The sequence below is a fragment of the Halobacillus sp. Marseille-Q1614 genome, from assembly GCF_902809865.1.
Lineage (GTDB): Bacteria > Bacillota > Bacilli > Bacillales > Halobacillaceae > Halobacillus_A.
In genome coordinates this window covers 637,992-657,279 of record NZ_CADDWH010000001.1, presented here as the reverse complement: position 1 = coordinate 657,279, position 19,288 = coordinate 637,992, and the positions used below count along the sequence as shown (strand labels likewise).

Genomic DNA, 19,288 nt, shown 5'->3' with positions numbered 1-19,288 from the left:
ATCGATGATTTGCGAATATAATGGAAAATTCCCGCAAATTGATTCTTCTGTATTTGTTGCAGAGGATGCTGTCATTACGGGAGAAGTAAGTATTGATGAAGAATCAAGCATATGGTTTAAAACCGTCATTCGGGGAGACGTGGCCCCTGTAAGAATCGGACGCCAGGTGAACATACAGGATTTAAGCATGCTGCACCAGAGCCCGAACCGCCCGCTGATTATTGAAGATGGAGTAACGGTCGGCCATCAGGTGACCCTGCATTCCGCCCATATAAAAAAGAATGCGCTTATTGGAATGGGTTCTTTAATACTAGACGGAGCTGAAATTGGAGAACAGGCGTTTATCGGAGCGGGAAGCCTTGTACCTCCTGGTAAAAAGATCCCTCCGCGCACCCTTGCGTTAGGCCGGCCCGCCAAAGTTGTAAGAGAGTTAACAGCAGAAGATTACAAAGAGCTGGACCGAATCAGGAAATCTTATGTAGAAAAAGGACAAGCTTATAAAAAACTTCAGAGCTAAATAAAAAGCCGTTACCCTTTATTCGGGTAACGGCTTTTCTTCTTTTCGCGGACTCTAGTTAAGGCCTAAGCGATCTTTTAACTGCTCCGCTTTATCTGTTCTTTCCCAAGGGAACTCTACATCTGTACGTCCGAAATGGCCGTAAGCAGCAGTTTGGCGGTAGATCGGACGGCGAAGATCAAGCATTTTAATAATGCCGGCTGGACGAAGATCGAACAGTTCACGTACAACTTCTACCAGCTTCTCTTCTTCTACTTGACCTGTTCCATTTGTATTAATAGAAATGGAAACAGGCTGTGCCACTCCAATAGCATAGGCAAGCTGAACTTCACATGAATCAGCTAATCCGGCAGCTACGATATTCTTAGCAACATAACGAGCCGCATAAGCAGCTGAACGGTCAACTTTCGTCGCGTCCTTACCGCTGAATGCGCCTCCGCCGTGACGGGCATAGCCTCCATAAGTGTCTACAATGATCTTACGTCCGGTTAAGCCTGCATCCCCTTGAGGACCTCCAATTACGAAACGGCCTGTTGGATTAATAAAGTATTTCGTCTTATCATCAATGAGTTGAGACGGTACAACCGGAACAATCACTTGCTCATGAAGATCTTTCTGGATTTGTTCCAGTGTGACCTCTTCAGCGTGCTGAGTAGATATTACAATTGTATCTACACGAATGGGCTTGTCATTTTCGTCATATTCTATAGTTACCTGAGTTTTTCCATCCGGACGCAGGTAATCCAGAGTTCCATCATTGCGAACATCTGAGAGGCGCTTGGCCAGCTTGTGAGCGAGGGAAATTGGAAGAGGCATTAATTCTTCAGTTTCATTATTGGCAAAACCGAACATTAACCCTTGGTCTCCGGCTCCGATGGCTTCGAGTTCTTTATCGCTCATCTTGCCTTCCCTGGATTCTAATGAGACGTCAACTCCTCCTGCAATATCAGGGGATTGCTCATCAATAGCCGTTAATACAGCACAGGTATCTGCATCGAAACCATATTTGGCTCTCGTGTAGCCGATGTCTTTAATCGTCTGGCGGACGATGGCTGGAATGTCCACATAAGTACTTGTGCTGATTTCTCCTGATACTAGAACAAGCCCTGTAGTGACGGTAGTTTCACAAGCTACCCGTGCATTGGGATCGTTTTTTAATATTTCATCTAATATTGAATCTGAAATCTGATCACAGATTTTGTCCGGGTGACCCTCTGTGACAGATTCTGATGTGAATAACCGGCGGTTGGCAGGCATTCTGTAAACTCCTCCTTCTGTTAAGTACAAAGATTCGACGGAACTCTTTACCCGTATCTTTTAGAAGTTTATAAACGTAAAAATTCTTAACAAACAGAATTTTGTGGGTATCGATATGTGCTTTTAAAAAGAAAAAACCCTTCCTACACTCGAGGAAAGGTGCTGTTTCCTTTCGCTCTTATCGTCCAAAGCCACGTATGACTTTGCTTCAGGTTAGCACCATGCCAAGTGAATGACGGGTTGCCGGGTTTCATAGGGCCTGTCCCTCCACCAGCTCTGGATAAGAGAGTATCCGTTCGGACTAATAGTATCGAAATAGAGCATACATGTCAATTAATATTCCAGGTTTATGAAATGGAGCACGACCCATTAATACACTGTTTCTTGAAGATATTGTAGCGGTTTCTTGCGATCCCTTTATAGAGAGGATGGCCGATAAGTGAAACACCAGGAATATTAATGAGGAGGCCGAGAGTAAACAGCGTCGGCATTCGCAGTAATAAGTACTGTAATGCCGCAAATCCCCGCTTCACTTCATTTTTATGGGTGATGACGTGAATTTCTTTCTTAAGGGTTCTTACACTGCTTGCAGAAATCTTATATTCTTCCGCAAACTGTTGAAGAGGCTGCCACTCCATTTTCCGAAACCAATCGAGCGGCTGAAGGATACTTTTCGTCTGCTGGCACAGATAACAATCTTCATCAAATAATATTTTCACTTTGCTCATCATTTCACATCCCCTCAATAACATTATATCCCAGTAATGAATAAAATAAAAAATAAGCATTTTTTAAATTAGTATGGATTATTAATTCTAATGTGTTATACTTTATTTCAAAGTTGACCATTGGCTCCATTTAAAATATTTACAGTAAAGGCGGGTAGACACATATGAGTACGATTAATCAAATGTCTGAGCTTAACCAATTACTAACCCAACCAAATGTCCATCACCATTTATCCGTTCCTCTATTAGTTGAAAAAATACTATCTCGCAAAGAAGGAACGCTGACAAATAGTGGTGCAATTCAGGCTACGACGGGTGCTTATACGGGTCGTTCCCCTAACGATAAGTTTATCGTAAAAGATGACGATTCTTCTCATTATGTGAATTGGGGGAAAACCAATCGCCCGATTGATGAAGATGTGTTCGTTAATTTATACCACAAGGTTTTGGACTATTTAAAAGGAAAAGACGAAGTGTTCGTCTTTAAAGGGTTTGCCGGTGCTGATGAACGATACAGACTTCCTATCCAAGTCATCAATGAGTTCGCCTGGCATAACCTGTTTGCTCATCAAATGTTTATCCGCCCGGACAGCGAAGATCTCAACGAACATGAAGCGGAATTCTCTGTTATTTCAGCTCCAACCTTTAAAGCAAATCCCGAAACGGATGGAACGAATTCAGAAGCGTTTATTTTGATTTCCTTTAAACATCGGATCGTCCTCATCGGGGGAACCGAATATGCTGGAGAAATTAAAAAATCTATCTTCTCAGTTATGAACTTTCTCCTGCCGCAGAAGAACGTCCTTCCTATGCACTGTTCGGCCAATGTCGGAAGTGAAGGGGATGTAGGATTATTCTTCGGTTTATCAGGAACAGGAAAAACGACTCTTTCTGCCGATCCTAACAGAAGGTTGATCGGTGATGATGAACACGCATGGTCCAACTATGGCGTTTCGAACATTGAAGGCGGATGTTACGCGAAATGTATCAACCTTTCTGAGGAAAAAGAACCTCAGATCTATAACGCCATTCGTTTTGGCGCCGTACTGGAAAATGTCCTTCTTGACCCTTATTCTCATAAGCCCGATTATGAAAATACGACATTAACCGAAAATACAAGGGCCGCTTATCCACTGAATCATATTAAGAACACAGTGGTACCCAGCGTAGCAGGCCACCCGAGAACCATTATTTTTCTAACAGCAGATGCTACCGGGGTGCTGCCTCCGATCAGCAGGTTATCTAAAGAACAAGCGATGTACCACTTCCTAAGCGGCTATACGAGTAAGCTGGCTGGAACCGAACGCGGGGTTACTTCACCGCAGGCTACCTTCTCGACTTGTTTTGGTTCGCCTTTCCTTCCATTAGCACCTTCCGTTTATGCGGAAATGCTGGGAGAAAAAATTGACCAATTCAATAGTGAAGTATATTTAGTGAATACAGGCTGGACAGGTGGAGCTTTTGGCCAAGGAAAGAGAATGAACCTATCTCACACAAGATCGATGGTTCATGCTGCCCTTGAAGGCGAACTGAAATCTACTGAAACATATACAGATCCAGTATTTGGTCTTGAAATTCCAACTCACTGCCCGGGAGTGCCTGATGAAGTGCTTATTCCAAGAAAGGCCTGGAAAGATACAGCCGCCTATGATGAAAAAGCACATGAACTTGCTTCTAAGTTCCATGAGAATTTCAAGCAGTTCACGATAGCCAGCCATGAAATTAAAGATGCTGGACCTTTATTTGGAAGATCATAATTAACGTATCCTCATCTCCTCATATATAGATAAAGCCGTGCTGATAACAGCACGGCTTATTTCTTTTATAAGTACTTCTCTTCTATTATTTTTAAACATTGAGGGAGTACTTCATCCTTCATCATAAAGCTGTACAGTTTATTTTCTTTCAGGCTGTCCGGCAGCCGGCTTAACAATACCGGTCCCTCTGTTTCATAATAATGAGGCTGATCTTCCAGCTTTTCGATATAGGCGTAATAGACATTTTTAATAATCGTCCCGCCTTTACCGGATACGTAATATTGCCCGATGTAGTTTAATTTATCTACGTAGGCACCCGTTTCCTCGAAAACTTCTCTTAGTGCTGCCTGCTCTGCTGTTTCGCCTTTTTCCACTTTGCCTCCCGGGAATTCCAGACCTCTATCTTTATGCTTAGTTAACAGCCATTGATCTTGAAATCGGCAAATAACCCATACATGCTTTGGAGCCGTTGAAAACGGATGGTCCTCAAAGGATAGTTTTACTTGGTTTCGATAAAAATCATAAAAAGTCTTCACGTAAGATCATCTGCCTTTAATACGAAGTTATGTATTTTTAATACTTTCCTCTATTTTAAATCGTATCATAAGCGAAGAGTAATAAAAACTCCTGAAAAAGCCGTAATTTATTAAATGAGGCTTAATTATAAGGAAAGCCGCTTCCTTATTGAAGCGGCTCTTCGTTTTTTAAATCTTCCAAAACACCCATTTCAGTAATATGATTTTTCGTTTTTTCATCGCCAAGTTCGTAGATCATTCGAAAAGCGCCTTTCATGCCATCATCATATTCATCATTATCCATATCCTGATGATACGGTTGAAAAGGAATATGAGCACGATAGAACGAGCGGGTGTCCGCATTGTCAATCTCATCAAATATCTCTCTCAGCAGCAGCAGATCGTATTCATCTGCATAAATAATAAAATCATCATTATTTCCATCATGGTTGATTGATATTTCTTTCGTTCCGATATTCACATAATATGGTTTCTTACTCATAAAAAAAACCTCCTTAGCTGTAGGTTTTACAAACAAAGAAGGTTTTATTACGGCTTTTCCATCATTTAAATCTCTTTGGACAAACCTTGCAGTAATCACTGTCTGTATGGAGCCTGTGTGATAAACAGCAGCATTTCCTCTGTCTTGCTCCTGTTTCCAATTTGGGCTGTTCCAGAAAGTAGGTAAAAGGATTATGACTCGTCCCAAACGTTTCACCCGGCAGATCTCTGACGATATAGTAGAAATCCTGCTTCATCCGTTCTGTTTCTTCCGCTGAATACCATTCGGCCAACTGCCTTTCATACAGCCGAAACATATAAACAGAAATATTTTCCCACATGACGTCCATGGATAGGCGGGTCAAGTGATTGATATGCAGAAATACTGGACGCACAATTTCTTTAAATAGATGGTCCAGCTCTTCTCTCATCCACTGCTCCCGCGTTTGGTCAACCGGCTGAGTCACCACTTTAGACAGCAGGTGCAGACGCGGCAGCCACTTTTTCTTCTCATCCACTCTTATAAGTTCCACATTGTCGAGGTTCATATTAGGGAACTTATTAAAAAGTGTCATCGAAGCCAACGGAATCGTAGCGATAAAGTTCGCATAGCGTTTAGATAAAACAGATGCCGTCGTTAAAAAGAACTCGGACTCCATATACGCATGAATCTCATCGAGGGTTTCCTGAACTCCTTTTTTGTTCTGCAAAACCTCTCCTTTAACCACACCTAATATATCTTCAGATGGTGTTGAGTCTAAAAAATATTTAAAATTCTCACTTAGAAAAACTTCTTCATCCCTTGTTAATGAAACCATTATGTCACCTCTGCCCGTCATTCAAATCTTCTGTTTTTAAGTGTATGATTCAAGCTCGAAATTGTCAAAAAGGGCTGCCTTATAACGTAAAGCGATCTTCCTGCTTTGTGAAGCTGCGTAACACTTCTTTATTTATAGAAACACCTATCCCTTTTCCATGAGGGACCTGCATCATTCCGTTATTTACTTCAAAGTAAGGATTAATAATATCTTTCTCAAAATAACGCAGCGAACCGGACAGGTCGCCAGGATATTGGAAGTTAGGCAGCGAGGCGAGCGCAAGGTTGTGAGCTTTCGATATGCCTGTTTCGACCATACCGCCGCACCAGACTGGAATGTTATGGGATTGGCATAGATCATGAACGTGAATGGCAGCAGACAAGCCGCCAATCCGGCTGATCTTAATATTCATAATCCGGCAGCTTCCAAGGGCGATGGCCTGTTTTGCATCTTCATAGCTTTGGATAGATTCATCTAAGCAGAGAGGTGTCTTCATTTGCTTCTGAGCCTGCTGATGCAAATAAAAGTCTCCTGATGGAAAGGGCTGTTCAATCATTAACAGACCGAGGTCATCAAGTTTCACGACTTCTTCCAAATTCTCTTCCTCATACATCCCGTTGGCATCGATCATAAGAGGAAGATCTGGATGCGTCTCCCGGACAGATAAAATCATTTCTCTTTCCTTGCCTTTTTCAACTTTCAGCTTAAAACGGGTGTACCCCTCATCTAATAAGGAATCAATTTCTTCCGCTGTATAGCTGCTCAAGCTGATCACAGCCCCTGCTTCCACTTCTTCTTTCACTCCTCCAACCAGACAGCTTAAACTTACATTTTGCTGCTTGGCAGCTAAGTCCCAAAGCGCTCCTTCAAGGCCGGCTTTTGCCATCGGATGTCCTTTTACAAAAGACACGGCTTTATGAAACTGCTCTGGCTTTTTTAAACCTTTTACTGCTGGAATTAAAAAATTACTTAGAACATGCCTCGCCGTCTGGATCGTTTCGGAAGTGTAAAAAGGAGAAGGAAAAGCCGTAACTTCTCCCCAGCCGCTTAATCCAATATGATCTTTTGCTTCGACTACGATAACCGGCCGTTTTTCCAGAGTCCCCTGATGTGTAACAAACGGCTTTTTTAACGGCATTTCAACCTGGATAAGCCTTACTTCTTTGATATTCATATTAATCCCTCTCCTGTATATATTCAGGGAGTTTTCTTCTTACTAATTTGTTAGATGCATTTCTCGGCAGTTCATCAATAAAGTAGACTGCTCGAGGGAACTTGTAGCTGGCTAGCTTGTCTTTACAGAAATCCAGCACTTCTTTGGAAGTAAGACTTACTCCTGGCTTCAGGACGATAAAGGCGGCGGGTGCTTCTCCCCACTTCTCATGTGGCAGGCCGGTAACGGCGACCTCTAACACTTGAGTCATTCCCTGCAGCACGCTTTCTATTTCTGCCGGATATATATTTTCCCCGCCTGATATAATCATATCCTTCACGCGGTCGACGACATATAAAAAACCGTCATCATCCAGGTAGCCTAAGTCTCCTGTAGCCAGATAATCAGACGATACTAGAGGATGATTATAATAACCTCGAGTAACCATCGGACCTTTCACAAAAATTTCACCGACCTGATCTGCCGGTACTTCTCTTCCTTTAGTCATAATCTTTAAGCTGGCCGTGCCTAGTGCTTTTCCAGCCGAGCCAATTTTTCTAAAGGCGTCATCCGGGCTTAATGTAGAGATCTGTGAACTTGTCTCCGTCATTCCGAAGGACTGAAAAACAGGAAGCCTTCTTTCTTTGGCTTCTTCAAGGAGCGGTACAGGCACTGGGCCCCCACCAAGCAGCGCGCCTCTGAAATGTGGGGGGAATTCTTTGAGGTTACTGCTTAACAGCCTTTGAAGCATTACGGTGACTATGGAAATTAAAGTAACCCCTTTATTTAATATCTGATCGATCACTTTTTCCTGATCAAACCCTTTAAGAAGCACGATGGGCATCCCATAAATCATATTTTTCATAATTAAAGAAAAGCCGCCAACGTGAAAGACAGGAAGGCAGACTAGCCACTTGTCATTTGAATGCAGTCCGAGGTTTAACGAAGATCCAATTGCGCTGAACCAGTGGTTGCCGTACGTGTGCATCACGGCTTTCGGACGGCCTGTGGTACCAGAGGTAAACATCATCGTAAATACATCATCTAATTTTAAAAATTCGTGAAGCGGATAAGTTTTATCACTTTGAGGCATATCCTCCAGGGAATAGAGAGTAAGAGGATCCTGTATGCCATCTTTAATCTGATTAGCTTTTTCCATCTGATCGTGATCCGCTGCAAGATGACTCACGTCCGCATCATTCACTTGAAACATGAGATCATTGACTGTTAACCGCGTATTTAAACAGACAGCGACTGCTCCAATGTAGCTGACGGCATGCACAAGTACCGCATACTGCACATGATTGGCGGCCAGTATCGCAATGTGGTCCCCTTTTTTAACTCCGCATTCAATTAAACCGTAAGCGGTCTTCCTGCTTTGATTTCTTAATTCAAGAAAGGTAAGTACGGATCCATCTTCTAATTCAATTGCAGGCCTACCAGGCTGCAAATCTGCCTGTTTCTCAAGCCAATGAGGAATCTCCATGATTGTCCCACCTTTAAATGTTCTCTAATAAAAAGGACTAACCCTAAAGGGCAGTCCTTTTTGTACGCTGTGGCATAACAATACCTTGAATAATAGTATTGCTAGCTTATTAAGGGAATCTTGGGAACTGATCGAAATTAGGCTTGCGTTTTTCTTTAAAGGAATCACGGCCTTCTTTCGCTTCATCCGTTGTATAGTATAACAGTGTAGCGTCTCCGCCCATCTGCTGCAGCCCGGCTAAACCATCTGTATCCGCATTGAAGGAAGCTTTTAAGAAACGAAGAGCAGTTGGAGATTTCTCAAGCATCTCACGGCCCCACTGCACAACCTCATCTTCAAGTTGTTCAAGAGGTACGACTGTGTTTACCAGTCCCATATCCAGAGCTTCCTGAGCATTGTACTGGCGGCATAAGTACCAGATCTCCCTGGCTTTCTTATGACCTACGATACGAGCAAGCAGCCCGGCACCGTAACCGGCATCAAAGCTCCCTACTTTCGGTCCTGTCTGCCCGAAGATCGCGTTGTCCGCTGCGATGGTTAAGTCACAAACAATATGTAGTACATGACCTCCGCCAATCGCGTAGCCGGAAACTTCTGCTACAACCGGCTTAGGAATAACACGAATCAGACGCTGTAGGTCCAATACGTTTAAACGAGGAATCTTATCGTCGCCTACATAGCCGCCGTGGCCTCGTACGCTCTGGTCTCCACCTGAGCAGAAAGCAGCGTCTCCAGCCCCTGCTAGTACGATTACACCGATTTTGGAATCGTCACGCGCATAAGCAAATGCGTCAATTAATTCCTGAACCGTCTGCGGACGAAAAGCATTCCTTACTTCTGGTCTGTTTATTGTAATTCTTGCAATTCCTTCAAAAGTTTCGTACAAAATGTCATCATACGTACGTTCTGAAACCCAATTATACTTCATTACCTTTTCCTCCCAACGTGCTTTATTACACAATGTTTATTGTAACATGAATTCTTCTACAATTTCAGCGAAAATCTCTGGCTTCTCTACATGTACAGCGTGCCCGGCTTCACGGATTTTATAAACGCGAACTTTCAGGGTTAACTTTTCCATCTCTTCATTGATCCTTAGGAACTTCTCATCCTCACATCCCGTGATAAGCAGAACATCTACTGACAGCTCGGGAAGCTTATCCCACCAGGAAGGCTGCCTGCCTGTCCCCATACCCGCCAGCGATTGAGCCAGACCTGCGGCCGTGTGGCTCAGCCGTTCGGTTCTTACCCGGTCCTGTACCTCTTCTGGCAGGGACTTTTGCGTATGAAAAAGGGGGAGGTTTTCCCAGAGGTTTACAAAGCTTTTCAGTCCATCCTTATGAAGCATGTCGATAAGTGTCTGATCCTTTGCCTGCCGGGCCATCTGTTCCTCAGTTACAGACAGCCCTGGTGAAGAGCTCTCTAAAACGAGTTTTTCTACAAGTTCAGGATATAAGAAAGTAAAAGAGAGAGCAGCACGCCCTCCCATTGAATAACCGATCAGGCAGACTTTCGGTACATTCAATTCATTAAGTATCAGTGCCAGATCATCACAAAATTGTTCCATACTTATTGATCCGATCTCGCCTGTTTTCCGGTGGCCTGGCATATCCAGTTTGATCATCCGCCAATCTTCAGTGAATAAAGAGATGGATTCGTCAAAGGTATCCCCACTGCCCGTAAATCCATGTAGAAAAAGCAAAGGTATGCCTTCCCCGCCGAAATCTTCAACCCAATACTTTTTATCTTGGACTTTTACATACATCTTTTTCACCTTCTTAAACGAACAGCCTCTTCGATATTTCTCCAGCGATCTTTATGAAACTCTACATGGGTCGTTCGGCTTGTCACAACTTCAATCACTTGAAGCCCTTTTTCTTTATAGCTGATGGATAAGGCTTTCTTATAATCTTCCCAGCTAGCTACTCTTTGAAAATTTCCGCCGTAGGTTTCCACTATCCGTTTAAAATCAATACCAAGCGGAGTGCCAAAAAGCTCTTCAAAGTGTTCGCTCTCCCCTACTTTTGGAAGATAGGAGAAGATTCCCCCGCCATCGTTGTTAATCACTACTATTGTAAGGTCAATGTCCTGTTGTTTAGCAGCTAACAATCCATTTATATCATGAAAAAAAGAAACGTCGCCTATTAATAATGTCGCCGGCTTCCCGCTGGCAGCAGCTCCAATCGCCGAAGAAACGACGCCGTCAATGCCATTAGCCCCGCGGTTAGCCATCAGCTCGACCGACTTTGGAGTAGACATGAAAAAGCTGTCTACATCACGAATCGGCATGCTGTTGCCGATAAATAAAATCGATTCATCCGGTATGGCTTCCGACAAATAAACTACAGCGTGTCCTTCATTCAGCTCTTCTGACGGTTCTCGGAGCATCTCTTCTTTGGCGAGGATGTTTAATTCCTGCCATGTATTCAGCCAATCATTTTCCTTGCTGCCCTCTTCAAGCTTACCTGCTAATTGAACACTAAAAACACGGGGATTGGACCAGATGAACTGAGTCGATACTCCAGCGGGTTCGCGGTAACTGCTGTGCTCATCCACTACATAATGGCTGATCGAAGAAGAATGCAGCTGAATCCATTTTAAATAAGCTTTAGAAACAGGCATCGCCCCAAAACGAATAATGTAATCAGGACGCAATTGATGCTTAATCTCCTCACCTTTTAATAAGGCGTCATAATTTTCAATGATATTTCGTTTATCGTGCTTCCCAGTCCTTAACCGGGAGAGAGGGTCGGCAAAAACAGGAACGCCAGCTTTAGAAGCAAAGTTGGTCAGTGAGTCTGCTAATTCAGCATCCGTTTGCGGTCCGCATACGATTAATCCTTTTTGATCGCTTAAAAGCAATTCTTTAAAGGTTCTTACTTGTTCTTCTGTTAACTTTGTTTCTCCACTTAACGGTTCAGAAAGTGATGGGGCACCTTCACTCCAAAGTCCATCCAATGAAAAATCAGGGACTAGCGGCTCACGCAGCGGAACATTGATATGAACGGGCCCCTGCTGACCGGAAGTACTCTCCTGTACAGCACGCGCCGCCTGCTTACGGGCATAAAAAAGCATGGTTTGATCCGGTAACGCAAGATCATGGAACCATTTCACGTAAGATCCATACATGTTCAGCTGTTCAATAGCCTGCGAGGCTCCTACGTCCCGAAGCTCGTGTGGACGGTCTGCCGTTAAAACAACCAAAGGAACCCTGCTATAGTATGCTTCCACTATAGCAGGGTAGTAATTGGCTGCTGCTGTACCGGAAGTGCAAACTAAAATGACCGGTTTTTGCTTCGCTTTTGCCAATCCTAGAGCAAAAAAAGCAGCAGATCTTTCATCTAAATTAATCCAAGTGTTCATGTCTTCATGTTCACGAAATGCCAAAGCCAACGGTGTTGAACGTGAGCCCGGAGAAATGACGGCATCCTCCAACCCCGATCTTACAAACTGGTCGGCAAAATGTGTGATATATCTCGAAAGGTCTAGTACATGCTCCATCAGTATCCCCCTAAGACGGACAGCATAGGTTTTAATTTAACCCCTGTTTCATCGTATTCTGTTTCAGGGTCAGAATCTTCTACTACTCCGCACCCTGCAAATAATGAGGCTTCATCTTTTTGAATAAGTGCTGACCGAATAGCTACGGCAAACTCTCCATTATTGCGCCCATCAAACCAGCCGACCGGTCCTGCATACCAGCCGCGATTCAGCACTTCATGATTGCGGATATATTCGACCGATTTTTTCTGCGGCATTCCGCCGAGAGCCGGTGTTGGGTGAAGCCTTGAGACGACATCCAATAAAGTATAACCCTCTTCTAGCGTTGCGGTAACCGGTGTATATAAGTGCTGAAGGTTACGCAAAGGATAAAGGACCGGCTTCTCTGGAATATCGATATTGTAACAGCACGCTTCCACAGCCTGCCGGATCATTTGAACGACGAATTCGTGCTCCTGGCAATTTTTAGGATCATCAAGCAGGGCCTGTCCCAGCTTTTTGTCTTCCTCATCATTTTTGCCGCGGGGGGTTGTACCCGCCAGGCAAGTGGATACAAGCTGCTGATTATCTACTTTCGCTAACCGCTCAGGCGTGGCGCCGATAAAATGTTCACCATCGCTTTCCACTGTAAAAATGTAGCTGTTTGGCTGAGTAGCTGCCAGCTTCTCGATGACGGCTGCCAGCTGAACGTCTTCTTTAAACGCCACACGAAGCTCACGAGCAAGGACCACTTTTTCCAGCTCGCCATTTTTTATATCTTCTGTAGCTTTTTTTACACTGTCCTTCCATTCTTCAGGCTGAATCTCGCTTGTATTTGTACATACCGGCAGGCGGACCTCCGTACGTTCTCCGTGTAGAAGATGGTTCTTGTCACTCTTGATCTGATGAAGGATCTGCTGTTTATGATCCTCTTTGAAAATCAAAAGGTTTGTTGTTAAGAAGGAACTGTCCCCTTTGTTAGTAAGCAAATACATGGGAATGGTCATCTGACTATCCGGGAAAGCCTCCCACGGGAAAGCTTTTTCCTCCTTCGAATCGAAGCTGAACCCGCCTATTGCTACTAAACCGGTCCCCTTCTCACTAAACATATCGTAAACGTGAGCCTTCTGCTGCAAGGCTGTCCACATCGCTTCAATTTCATTAAATCGATGTTGGTCTCCGGAATAGACACGTTTTGCAGAACCAGCACCAGCTAAAACAAATTCTTCATCTGCACTTCTCCAATATAAACGGTGCGATGAGACCTGCTTAGCTCTGTCCAAGAAAGCGATGCTGTCCGCTGTATCGATTTGTTCTACATAACTTATCATTTGCGGCTCTCCCTCTAGAGCCGCCCGGTTTATTGCTTCCTCTACGATTGCATCAATCTGAGGTATTTTTACATGAAGCATTAAGATTCCTCCCATCCCTAACCAGGGACGCTCTCATTTAATCGGTCTATTATCATTCTCTTTAAAAAAGCAGACCCTCTTCTATTTTATTCTCTTTCAGTCCAGGACTCAAGGAATCCTCACTATTTCCAGCATATTCTTACAAGGATTGACACTTGGGGACCCTTTCCCTAAACTTAAATTGATATTATATTACTACAAGGGAGATGAACTCCATGAGCTCGGTTCCTAACCAAAATATGAAAGCTTCCTTGAATGAACGGGACGGTTTTCAAGTATGGTGGAGATTAATGCGTCCTCATACCCTGACCGCTGCTTTTGTACCTGTTTTTATAGGATCTGTATTAGCTGCCCTTGATGGTACATTCCATTTTGGGCTGTTCTTGGCCATGTTACTAGCATCCATACTTATACAAATAGCTACTAATATGTTCAATGAATATTACGATTATGTCAAAGGACTGGATAACGAAAATTCAGTTGGAATTGGAGGGGCGATTGTAAGGGATGGAATAAGCCCGCGCACCGTGCTTCTTTTAGCCAACGGCTGTCTTGTAACTGCTGCCATTTTAGGCTTTTACATCTGTGCTTCTTCAAGCTGGTGGATCGCCGTTATCGGGCTGGTATCCATGCTGTTTGGGTACTTATATACAGGTGGACCTTACCCGATCGCCTATACTCCATTTGGCGAAGTAACTGCCGGCTTTTTTATGGGTCCGATTATTATTGGCATCAGTTATTTTATCCAGACGTTAAGCCTTAACTGGACAGTGCTTCTCATTTCCCTGCCAGTCGCTATCTTCATAGGGGCGATCTTGCTTGCCAACAATATCCGCGACCGAGTCGGCGATGCAGAGAATGGTCGCAGAACACTTGCAATCCTGTTCGGCCACCAGGGGGCTATTCGTTTTCTCACTATTATTTTTGCAGTAGCCTACATTCTTACAATAATCTATATCTTGATTGGCAGCCTGCCTGTCTGGTCCTTCATAACTTTGCTAAGTTTGAAAAAAGCAAACCAGGCAGTTAAAGGATTTATGGGGAAAAGCCAGCCTTTAGAAATGATGCCGGCGATGAAGGCGACTGCCCAAACAAACACTATATACGGCCTGATGCTTGGTATTTCCCTGCTGCTACAGTTAATTATACCTCTCTAGCACTACTTAAAAGGGGACTAATGGGGCGGGAATCACCTCGCTTTTTAGCGGACGATCGTCCAAACCTCCTTGAGAAACCCACTCTGCGGGGTCTCGGATCGTCCGTTTTTTAAGCAGGAGTCTCGCTGCTCCCCTACCCATTACGAGGAAAAAGGGGGAGGTTTGATTTGTATACATAAGGGAATTATTAAAGGAGCGATCACATGAAAATCTCAATGAACAATACACTTATGGAATCGTTAGGAATGGAAGTTGTTAAGGCGACTCCTTCAGAGGTGACTCTGAGTATGCCTGTCGATAAAAGGACGCATCAGCCGATGGGCTTTTTACATGGAGGTGCTTCCGCAGCTTTGGCAGAATCAGCCGCAAGCATCGGAGCTTTTTTAAATATAGACAGTGATAAACAACAAGTCTTTGGGATTGAAATAAATGCTAACCATGTTAAAAGCGTCCGGGGAGGCAAGGTTTATGGTAAAGCAACACCGCTTCATTTAGGTAAAACAACGATGGTCTGGGAAATTGCAATTACCGATGAAGAAGATAATCTTATCTCAGCCTCCAGGTGTACGATTGGAGTAGTAGCCCTGAAGAACTCCTAACGACAGGAAAGGAGTTTTAAATATGTTATCAGAAAAGCAGATTCAAGATTTCAAGAAGAAACTAGAAGAAATGAAAGAGGAAACCGAAGAGGATTTAGAAAAATATCAGAAGGAGAAGGCTGACGAGGACTCTTCCAGTGACTATGAAGGGGAATTATCCAGCGTCTCTGACCATCCGGGCGATTTAGGAACGTTCCAGCATGAACGTGCAAAGGAACAAACGTTACATGAACAGACAAGGGAAAAATTAATTGACATTAATGATGCTCTCCAAAGAATTGAAGACGGGACTTATGGCAAAAGCGTGGTCTCAGGAGAACCAATTCCACTAGAAAGACTGGAGGTTATGCCTACTGCCCGAATCAATGTAGACGAAACAGAAGAGCAGTCTTAATATCTTATGATAAAAAAGGTCCCTAAGGCTGTTACTGTGTTTCTTCTTATTTATGGAGCATTTTCCCTTGCAGGCTTTCTTTTTCCAATCGATGAAAACTGGTATAACCAGTTAGATAAACCAGCTTGGACCCCGTCTGGCGGTACGATCGGAATCATTTGGATGATTCTTTTCACCTTTATCGCTTTTTCAATAACTTTTGCGGTCTGGAAAATTAGCTTTTCCAGCCTGCCCAATTCTCTAATAACAGTTTTCATCCTGAATTATTTGCTCAATCAGCTGTTCAGCTTTTTCCAGTTTGAACAAAAGGACCTGCTGCTCGCTTTTATTGACTGTATTTTTGTCTCGATCACTTCTGTTATGTTATCCGTTCTTTTGTGGAAGGTCAGTAAGCTTTGCAGTCTTTTGCTCGTACCTTACATTTTATGGAGCAGTTTCGCCACCTTCTTAGCTTTTACCATCTATCGAATGAATCCAGCAGAAACGATGTTTTACTAATCAAAAAGGCAATCAAAAAAGAGCTGTCCAGCCGAGCCGGACAGCTCTTTTCTTAGGCAGCCGATGACCTCTGCCACACCTTCTGTTGAAACCAAGGTTTTAATTTAATAAAAACAGGAATGAACAGTGATCCTGCAATAATACCTTTAAGCAAATTAAACGGAAGAATTCCAACTAAAATTGTGCCCCACTTTACCTGTGCGCTCATTGTCTCCCATCCCATAAACCAGGCGTAAGCAGGAAGAATGACGAAGTAATTAAGAATACTCATGCCAACCGCCATAACGGCAGCCCCTGTAACAAGTCCAGCTATTAAACTTTTCGTGCTCTTAAACTTGTGATAAATCATAGCAGCAGGTACAACAAAGAGTGCTCCTGCTGAAAAGTTAGCTGCAACCCCAACTGGATCAGCCGCTCCTGTATAAATCAGGTACAGCAGATTTTTAAGAGCTTCCACTACAATTCCTGCAGCCGGGGTAAACATCAGCGCAGCTATCAATGCCGGCAGCTCACTGAAATCAACTTTTAGATACGGCGGCAGCATTGGAAGCGGAAAATTGAGAAACATTAAAAGCATAGAAATAGTCCCAAACAACGCCATTAGTACAAGTTTTAATAACTTTGATTCTTGATTAAAATACACTTTGTGTGCCCCCTTCATCTTTTTATATCGATTCGCATCCCAGATGAAGGTGAGCTCTATGCACAAAATAAGCCCCTAAAGCTATAAAAGCTTCAGGGGCGTCATTGTCCATAGTCAAATAAAGATAGTTGAATACTATCTTAACTGCTCGACATCTTCTCCCATCCAGACTGTAACTGTCGGCCCCGGAATTGCACCAGATCCACCGCAAGGAATATCCTTAACGGGTCACGGACTTAAAGCGTTCGCTTATTACCGCCGGTCGGGAATTTCACCCTGCCCCGAAGATTTGAATCGATATATGATTGTAGATTAATTCTATATATAATACGGGAATTGCGCAAGTATAATTTACTGGAGGTTACTGAAGAGCTGCTGGATTTGGATTTTTTCATCGTTTAGACCGTCTTTCCGGCGCTTACCTCCCATATGAAGGCGTTCATCCCTCTCTGAAAATCCCTTCCCTGATCCAATAAGCAAAAAAAGCACCCGCTCACATAGCAGGTACTTTCCTTAGTTCATCATTAATCATCGAGCGGGTTTAAACTTTCCGTTCCTGTTAAATTTTCGATCATATGGACTAAAAGATCAATTTCCTGATCGATATCCTGTAGGCTTGCTGTTTCTACCGGTGAGTGCATGTACCTTAAAGGCAAGGATACAAGGCTGACAGGAACTCCTTTTCCGGTAAGCCTCATTCGATCAGCGTCCGTTCCAGTTGCCCGCGATGTTAATTCATACTGAACTTCTAAGTTGAGAGACTTGGCACTAGATAAGAGCAGCTGATTGATTTTTCTATTAATCGGGGCGCCTTTCGCTAATACTGGCCCGCCTTCCAGCTTAACATCACCATACTTGTACGTATTTACTCCAGGATAGTCTGTCGCAAATGTGACGTCACAAGCAACCGCCATTGCCGGCTCTACACCAGCCGCTGCAAAATAAGCACCGCCCATGTTTGTTTCTTCATTAACGGTACTTGCCGCATATACGCCTACTTTCAATTCTTTTTTAGATAACCTTTTGATTACCTCTCCGACGATAAACTGCCCTGTACGGTTATCCAGGCCTCTACCCGTTATAAAACGGTCCATTAGCAGCTCTGGTTCACGCTTATAAACCGCCAAATCGCCAATGCTTACAAACTGGCTGATTTCTTCCTTCGAATTTGACCCACAGTCAATAAATAAGTCTTCTAAGCCAAAGTCACCTTTTAGTCCTCCGTGGTGCTGAGCATTCACTCCAATAACTCCATCGAGCGTTTTGCTTTCCCCAAGAACGGTCACTTTCATTCCTACAGCAGCCTTAGGATTAATCCCGCCCATCTTTTCGAAATGAAGGAATCCTCGATCGTCAATTCTGTTTATGACTAAAGCTATTTCATCACAATGACCTGCCAGCAGGACTTTAAACTTCGCATCAGGGTTCAACACGGCAATTGCGTTCCCTGCATTGTCAGTTTGTATCTTATCAGCATATGGTTCCATTTCTTTTATCCATTTCTTCTGAATGTTCATCTCCAGGCTTGAAGGAGATGGTGTTCTCAATAATTCAAATAAAAAATCCTTTTCTGTTTGATCCATATGTAATCCCTCCTTGGTTCATCTAAATTATACCATTTTAAAAGCAATAAAAAATGTGCTTAATGTTTTATCAAATAGGGTACGTAAAAGAGTATGTAATGACGAGGAGGTTTTCTTTTATGGAATTGAACGACTGGTTTTTAAAAGGGGTTACAGCCCAGGAATATGTAGATTCAATGAGCAAAAATAAAGAAAGCTTTATATATATTTATGAACATTTTAAAGTGCCGACAGAGGATGAACCTTTATTTGGTTTGCTTAGAAGTAAAAACTTACGAGCGATCATCTTAACAGAAGACTGGTGCGGAGATGCGATGCTTAATATTCCTATCTTCTTAAGACTTGCAGAAAAAGCAAGGATCAATACACACTTCCTGCAGAGAGATAAAAACTTAGAATTAATGGACCAATATTTAACGAATGGAACTTCACGATCCATCCCTAAAATTATAGTTATTGATCAGGACGGAAATGAATATTTAAACTGGGGTCCGCGGGCACCTGAGGTCCAGAAATTTCTCGATGAAGCTTCCTCCCATCTTCCAAGTGAAAATAATGAAGACTTTAAAAATAAGCAGGAAGAAATGTACCAGTTTATTACAAAAGCCTTTCGAGACAATGAAGATTTCCGCGCTTTCGTTTACCAAGACCTTAAAGAAGCGTTGACTAATTAATAATAGCGTCCTATCTATCTTATAGGATGCTTTTTTTGTAACCCTTATGTTTTATTACTGGGTAATTTATGGAAAATACCACTCCAGCCCCGCGGCATCATGTTTGAAATCATCCC

The 19,288-nt window shown here is 43.2% G+C and carries 20 protein-coding genes and 2 riboswitches; of the genes, 7 read left to right on the top strand and 13 right to left on the bottom strand.

What is annotated here, in order from left to right; translation table 11 throughout:
- The first annotated feature begins 4 nt into the window (after positions 1–4).
- Positions 5–517 carry a gamma carbonic anhydrase family protein gene (locus HUS26_RS03220; protein WP_173915789.1) on the top strand — a complete coding sequence of 171 codons (513 nt, stop codon included), beginning with the start codon at positions 5–7 and terminating at the stop codon, positions 515–517.
- Between the two features lie 54 nt (positions 518–571).
- Here HUS26_RS03220 and metK read toward each other — a convergent pair whose 3' ends face one another.
- Together metK and HUS26_RS03210 are read right to left on the bottom strand one after the other, a co-directional pair.
- Entirely contained in the window at positions 572–1,774 is a 1,203-nt protein-coding gene (metK, locus tag HUS26_RS03215) for a methionine adenosyltransferase (RefSeq protein ID WP_173915788.1), read from the bottom strand.
- A 175-nt stretch (positions 1,775–1,949) separates the two neighbouring features.
- A riboswitch (SAM riboswitch) is annotated at positions 1,950–2,061 on the bottom strand.
- A gap of 60 nt (positions 2,062–2,121) precedes the next feature.
- Entirely contained in the window at positions 2,122–2,502 is a 381-nt protein-coding gene (locus HUS26_RS03210) for a thiol-disulfide oxidoreductase DCC family protein (RefSeq protein WP_173915787.1), read from the bottom strand.
- A 164-nt stretch (positions 2,503–2,666) separates the two neighbouring features.
- Here HUS26_RS03210 and pckA point away from each other — a divergent pair, with 164 nt between their 5' ends.
- Positions 2,667–4,259, top strand: coding sequence for a phosphoenolpyruvate carboxykinase (ATP) (gene pckA, locus HUS26_RS03205; protein ID WP_173915786.1), 1,593 nt, complete (start codon positions 2,667–2,669; stop codon positions 4,257–4,259).
- 65 nt (positions 4,260–4,324) lie between these two features.
- Here pckA and ytkD read toward each other — a convergent pair whose 3' ends face one another.
- The 9 genes from ytkD to HUS26_RS03160 form a co-directional block, all read right to left on the bottom strand.
- Positions 4,325–4,795, bottom strand: a complete 471-nt coding sequence (ytkD, locus tag HUS26_RS03200; RefSeq protein WP_173915785.1) for an RNA deprotection pyrophosphohydrolase — start codon at positions 4,793–4,795, stop codon at positions 4,325–4,327.
- Between the two features lie 145 nt (positions 4,796–4,940).
- Positions 4,941–5,276, bottom strand: coding sequence for a hydrolase (locus HUS26_RS03195; protein WP_173915784.1), 336 nt, complete (start codon positions 5,274–5,276; stop codon positions 4,941–4,943).
- A gap of 61 nt (positions 5,277–5,337) precedes the next feature.
- Complete coding sequence (locus HUS26_RS03190; RefSeq protein WP_173915783.1) at positions 5,338–6,093, bottom strand: hypothetical protein; 756 nt, start codon at positions 6,091–6,093, stop codon at positions 5,338–5,340.
- A gap of 79 nt (positions 6,094–6,172) precedes the next feature.
- A complete protein-coding gene (menC, locus tag HUS26_RS03185; RefSeq protein ID WP_173915782.1) occupies positions 6,173–7,267 on the bottom strand; it encodes an o-succinylbenzoate synthase in 1,095 nt (364 codons plus the stop codon).
- Position 7,268: 1 nt separating this feature from the next.
- Positions 7,269–8,732: an o-succinylbenzoate--CoA ligase gene (locus HUS26_RS03180; protein WP_173915781.1), complete on the bottom strand. Its 1,464-nt coding sequence runs from the start codon at positions 8,730–8,732 to the stop codon at positions 7,269–7,271.
- A gap of 109 nt (positions 8,733–8,841) precedes the next feature.
- On the bottom strand, positions 8,842–9,660 hold the full coding sequence (gene menB, locus HUS26_RS03175) for a 1,4-dihydroxy-2-naphthoyl-CoA synthase (RefSeq protein ID WP_173915780.1): 819 nt from the start codon (positions 9,658–9,660) through the stop codon (positions 8,842–8,844).
- Positions 9,661–9,696: 36 nt separating this feature from the next.
- On the bottom strand, positions 9,697–10,497 hold the full coding sequence (gene menH / locus HUS26_RS03170; RefSeq protein WP_173915779.1) for a 2-succinyl-6-hydroxy-2,4-cyclohexadiene-1-carboxylate synthase: 801 nt from the start codon (positions 10,495–10,497) through the stop codon (positions 9,697–9,699).
- Positions 10,498–10,502: 5 nt separating this feature from the next.
- A complete protein-coding gene (gene menD / locus HUS26_RS03165) occupies positions 10,503–12,233 on the bottom strand; it encodes a 2-succinyl-5-enolpyruvyl-6-hydroxy-3-cyclohexene-1-carboxylic-acid synthase (RefSeq protein ID WP_173915778.1) in 1,731 nt (576 codons plus the stop codon).
- A complete protein-coding gene (locus HUS26_RS03160) occupies positions 12,233–13,624 on the bottom strand; it encodes an isochorismate synthase MenF (protein ID WP_173915777.1) in 1,392 nt (463 codons plus the stop codon). Before HUS26_RS03160 ends, menD begins: the two co-directional genes overlap by 1 nt.
- 215 nt (positions 13,625–13,839) lie before the next feature.
- Between HUS26_RS03160 and HUS26_RS03155 the strand changes: the two genes are divergently transcribed.
- From HUS26_RS03155 to HUS26_RS03140, 4 genes are all read left to right on the top strand, one after another.
- Complete coding sequence (locus HUS26_RS03155; RefSeq protein ID WP_173915776.1) at positions 13,840–14,781, top strand: 1,4-dihydroxy-2-naphthoate polyprenyltransferase; 942 nt, start codon at positions 13,840–13,842, stop codon at positions 14,779–14,781.
- Positions 14,782–14,984: 203 nt separating this feature from the next.
- Entirely contained in the window at positions 14,985–15,380 is a 396-nt protein-coding gene (locus HUS26_RS03150; protein WP_173915775.1) for a hotdog fold thioesterase, read from the top strand.
- 22 nt (positions 15,381–15,402) lie between these two features.
- Positions 15,403–15,774 (top strand): hypothetical protein, encoded by a 372-nt coding sequence (locus HUS26_RS03145; protein WP_173915774.1) that lies wholly within the window; start codon positions 15,403–15,405, stop codon positions 15,772–15,774.
- A 9-nt stretch (positions 15,775–15,783) separates the two neighbouring features.
- The gene (locus HUS26_RS03140) at positions 15,784–16,272 is read left to right on the top strand and encodes a TspO/MBR family protein (protein WP_173918725.1); all 489 of its coding nucleotides are present in this window, start codon (positions 15,784–15,786) and stop codon (positions 16,270–16,272) included.
- A 52-nt stretch (positions 16,273–16,324) separates the two neighbouring features.
- On the opposite strand, the gene HUS26_RS03135 is transcribed toward HUS26_RS03140, so the two are convergent.
- The gene (locus tag HUS26_RS03135; RefSeq protein ID WP_371809531.1) at positions 16,325–16,915 is read right to left on the bottom strand and encodes an ECF transporter S component; all 591 of its coding nucleotides are present in this window, start codon (positions 16,913–16,915) and stop codon (positions 16,325–16,327) included.
- Between the two features lie 149 nt (positions 16,916–17,064).
- A riboswitch (FMN riboswitch) is annotated at positions 17,065–17,208 on the bottom strand.
- 231 nt (positions 17,209–17,439) lie between these two features.
- Positions 17,440–18,498, bottom strand: a complete 1,059-nt coding sequence (locus HUS26_RS03130) for a M20/M25/M40 family metallo-hydrolase (protein WP_173915773.1) — start codon at positions 18,496–18,498, stop codon at positions 17,440–17,442.
- Positions 18,499–18,617: 119 nt separating this feature from the next.
- On the opposite strand from HUS26_RS03130, the gene HUS26_RS03125 reads away from it, so the two are divergent.
- Positions 18,618–19,172 (top strand): thioredoxin family protein, encoded by a 555-nt coding sequence (locus tag HUS26_RS03125; protein ID WP_173915772.1) that lies wholly within the window; start codon positions 18,618–18,620, stop codon positions 19,170–19,172.
- Positions 19,173–19,288 lie beyond the last annotated feature (116 nt).

Bases quoted from the DNA above. Each gene is read 5' to 3' on its own strand.
- HUS26_RS03220 (WP_173915789.1), top strand. From the start codon at position 5: ATGATTTGCGAATATAATGGAAAATTCCCGCAAATTGATTCTTCTGTA.
- metK (WP_173915788.1), bottom strand. From the start codon at position 1,774: ATGCCTGCCAACCGCCGGTTATTCACATCAGAATCTGTCACAGAGGGT.
- HUS26_RS03210 (WP_173915787.1), bottom strand. From the start codon at position 2,502: ATGAGCAAAGTGAAAATATTATTTGATGAAGATTGTTATCTGTGCCAG.
- pckA (WP_173915786.1), top strand. From the start codon at position 2,667: ATGAGTACGATTAATCAAATGTCTGAGCTTAACCAATTACTAACCCAA.
- HUS26_RS03195 (WP_173915784.1), bottom strand. From the start codon at position 5,276: ATGAGTAAGAAACCATATTATGTGAATATCGGAACGAAAGAAATATCA.
- HUS26_RS03190 (WP_173915783.1), bottom strand. From the start codon at position 6,093: ATGGTTTCATTAACAAGGGATGAAGAAGTTTTTCTAAGTGAGAATTTT.
- menC (WP_173915782.1), bottom strand. From the start codon at position 7,267: ATGAATATCAAAGAAGTAAGGCTTATCCAGGTTGAAATGCCGTTAAAA.
- HUS26_RS03180 (WP_173915781.1), bottom strand. From the start codon at position 8,732: ATGGAGATTCCTCATTGGCTTGAGAAACAGGCAGATTTGCAGCCTGGT.
- menB (WP_173915780.1), bottom strand. From the start codon at position 9,660: ATGAAGTATAATTGGGTTTCAGAACGTACGTATGATGACATTTTGTAC.
- menH (WP_173915779.1), bottom strand. From the start codon at position 10,497: ATGTATGTAAAAGTCCAAGATAAAAAGTATTGGGTTGAAGATTTCGGC.
- menD (WP_173915778.1), bottom strand. From the start codon at position 12,233: ATGGAGCATGTACTAGACCTTTCGAGATATATCACACATTTTGCCGAC.
- HUS26_RS03160 (WP_173915777.1), bottom strand. From the start codon at position 13,624: ATGCTTCATGTAAAAATACCTCAGATTGATGCAATCGTAGAGGAAGCA.
- HUS26_RS03155 (WP_173915776.1), top strand. From the start codon at position 13,840: ATGAGCTCGGTTCCTAACCAAAATATGAAAGCTTCCTTGAATGAACGG.
- HUS26_RS03150 (WP_173915775.1), top strand. From the start codon at position 14,985: ATGAAAATCTCAATGAACAATACACTTATGGAATCGTTAGGAATGGAA.
- HUS26_RS03145 (WP_173915774.1), top strand. From the start codon at position 15,403: ATGTTATCAGAAAAGCAGATTCAAGATTTCAAGAAGAAACTAGAAGAA.
- HUS26_RS03130 (WP_173915773.1), bottom strand. From the start codon at position 18,498: ATGGATCAAACAGAAAAGGATTTTTTATTTGAATTATTGAGAACACCA.
- HUS26_RS03125 (WP_173915772.1), top strand. From the start codon at position 18,618: ATGGAATTGAACGACTGGTTTTTAAAAGGGGTTACAGCCCAGGAATAT.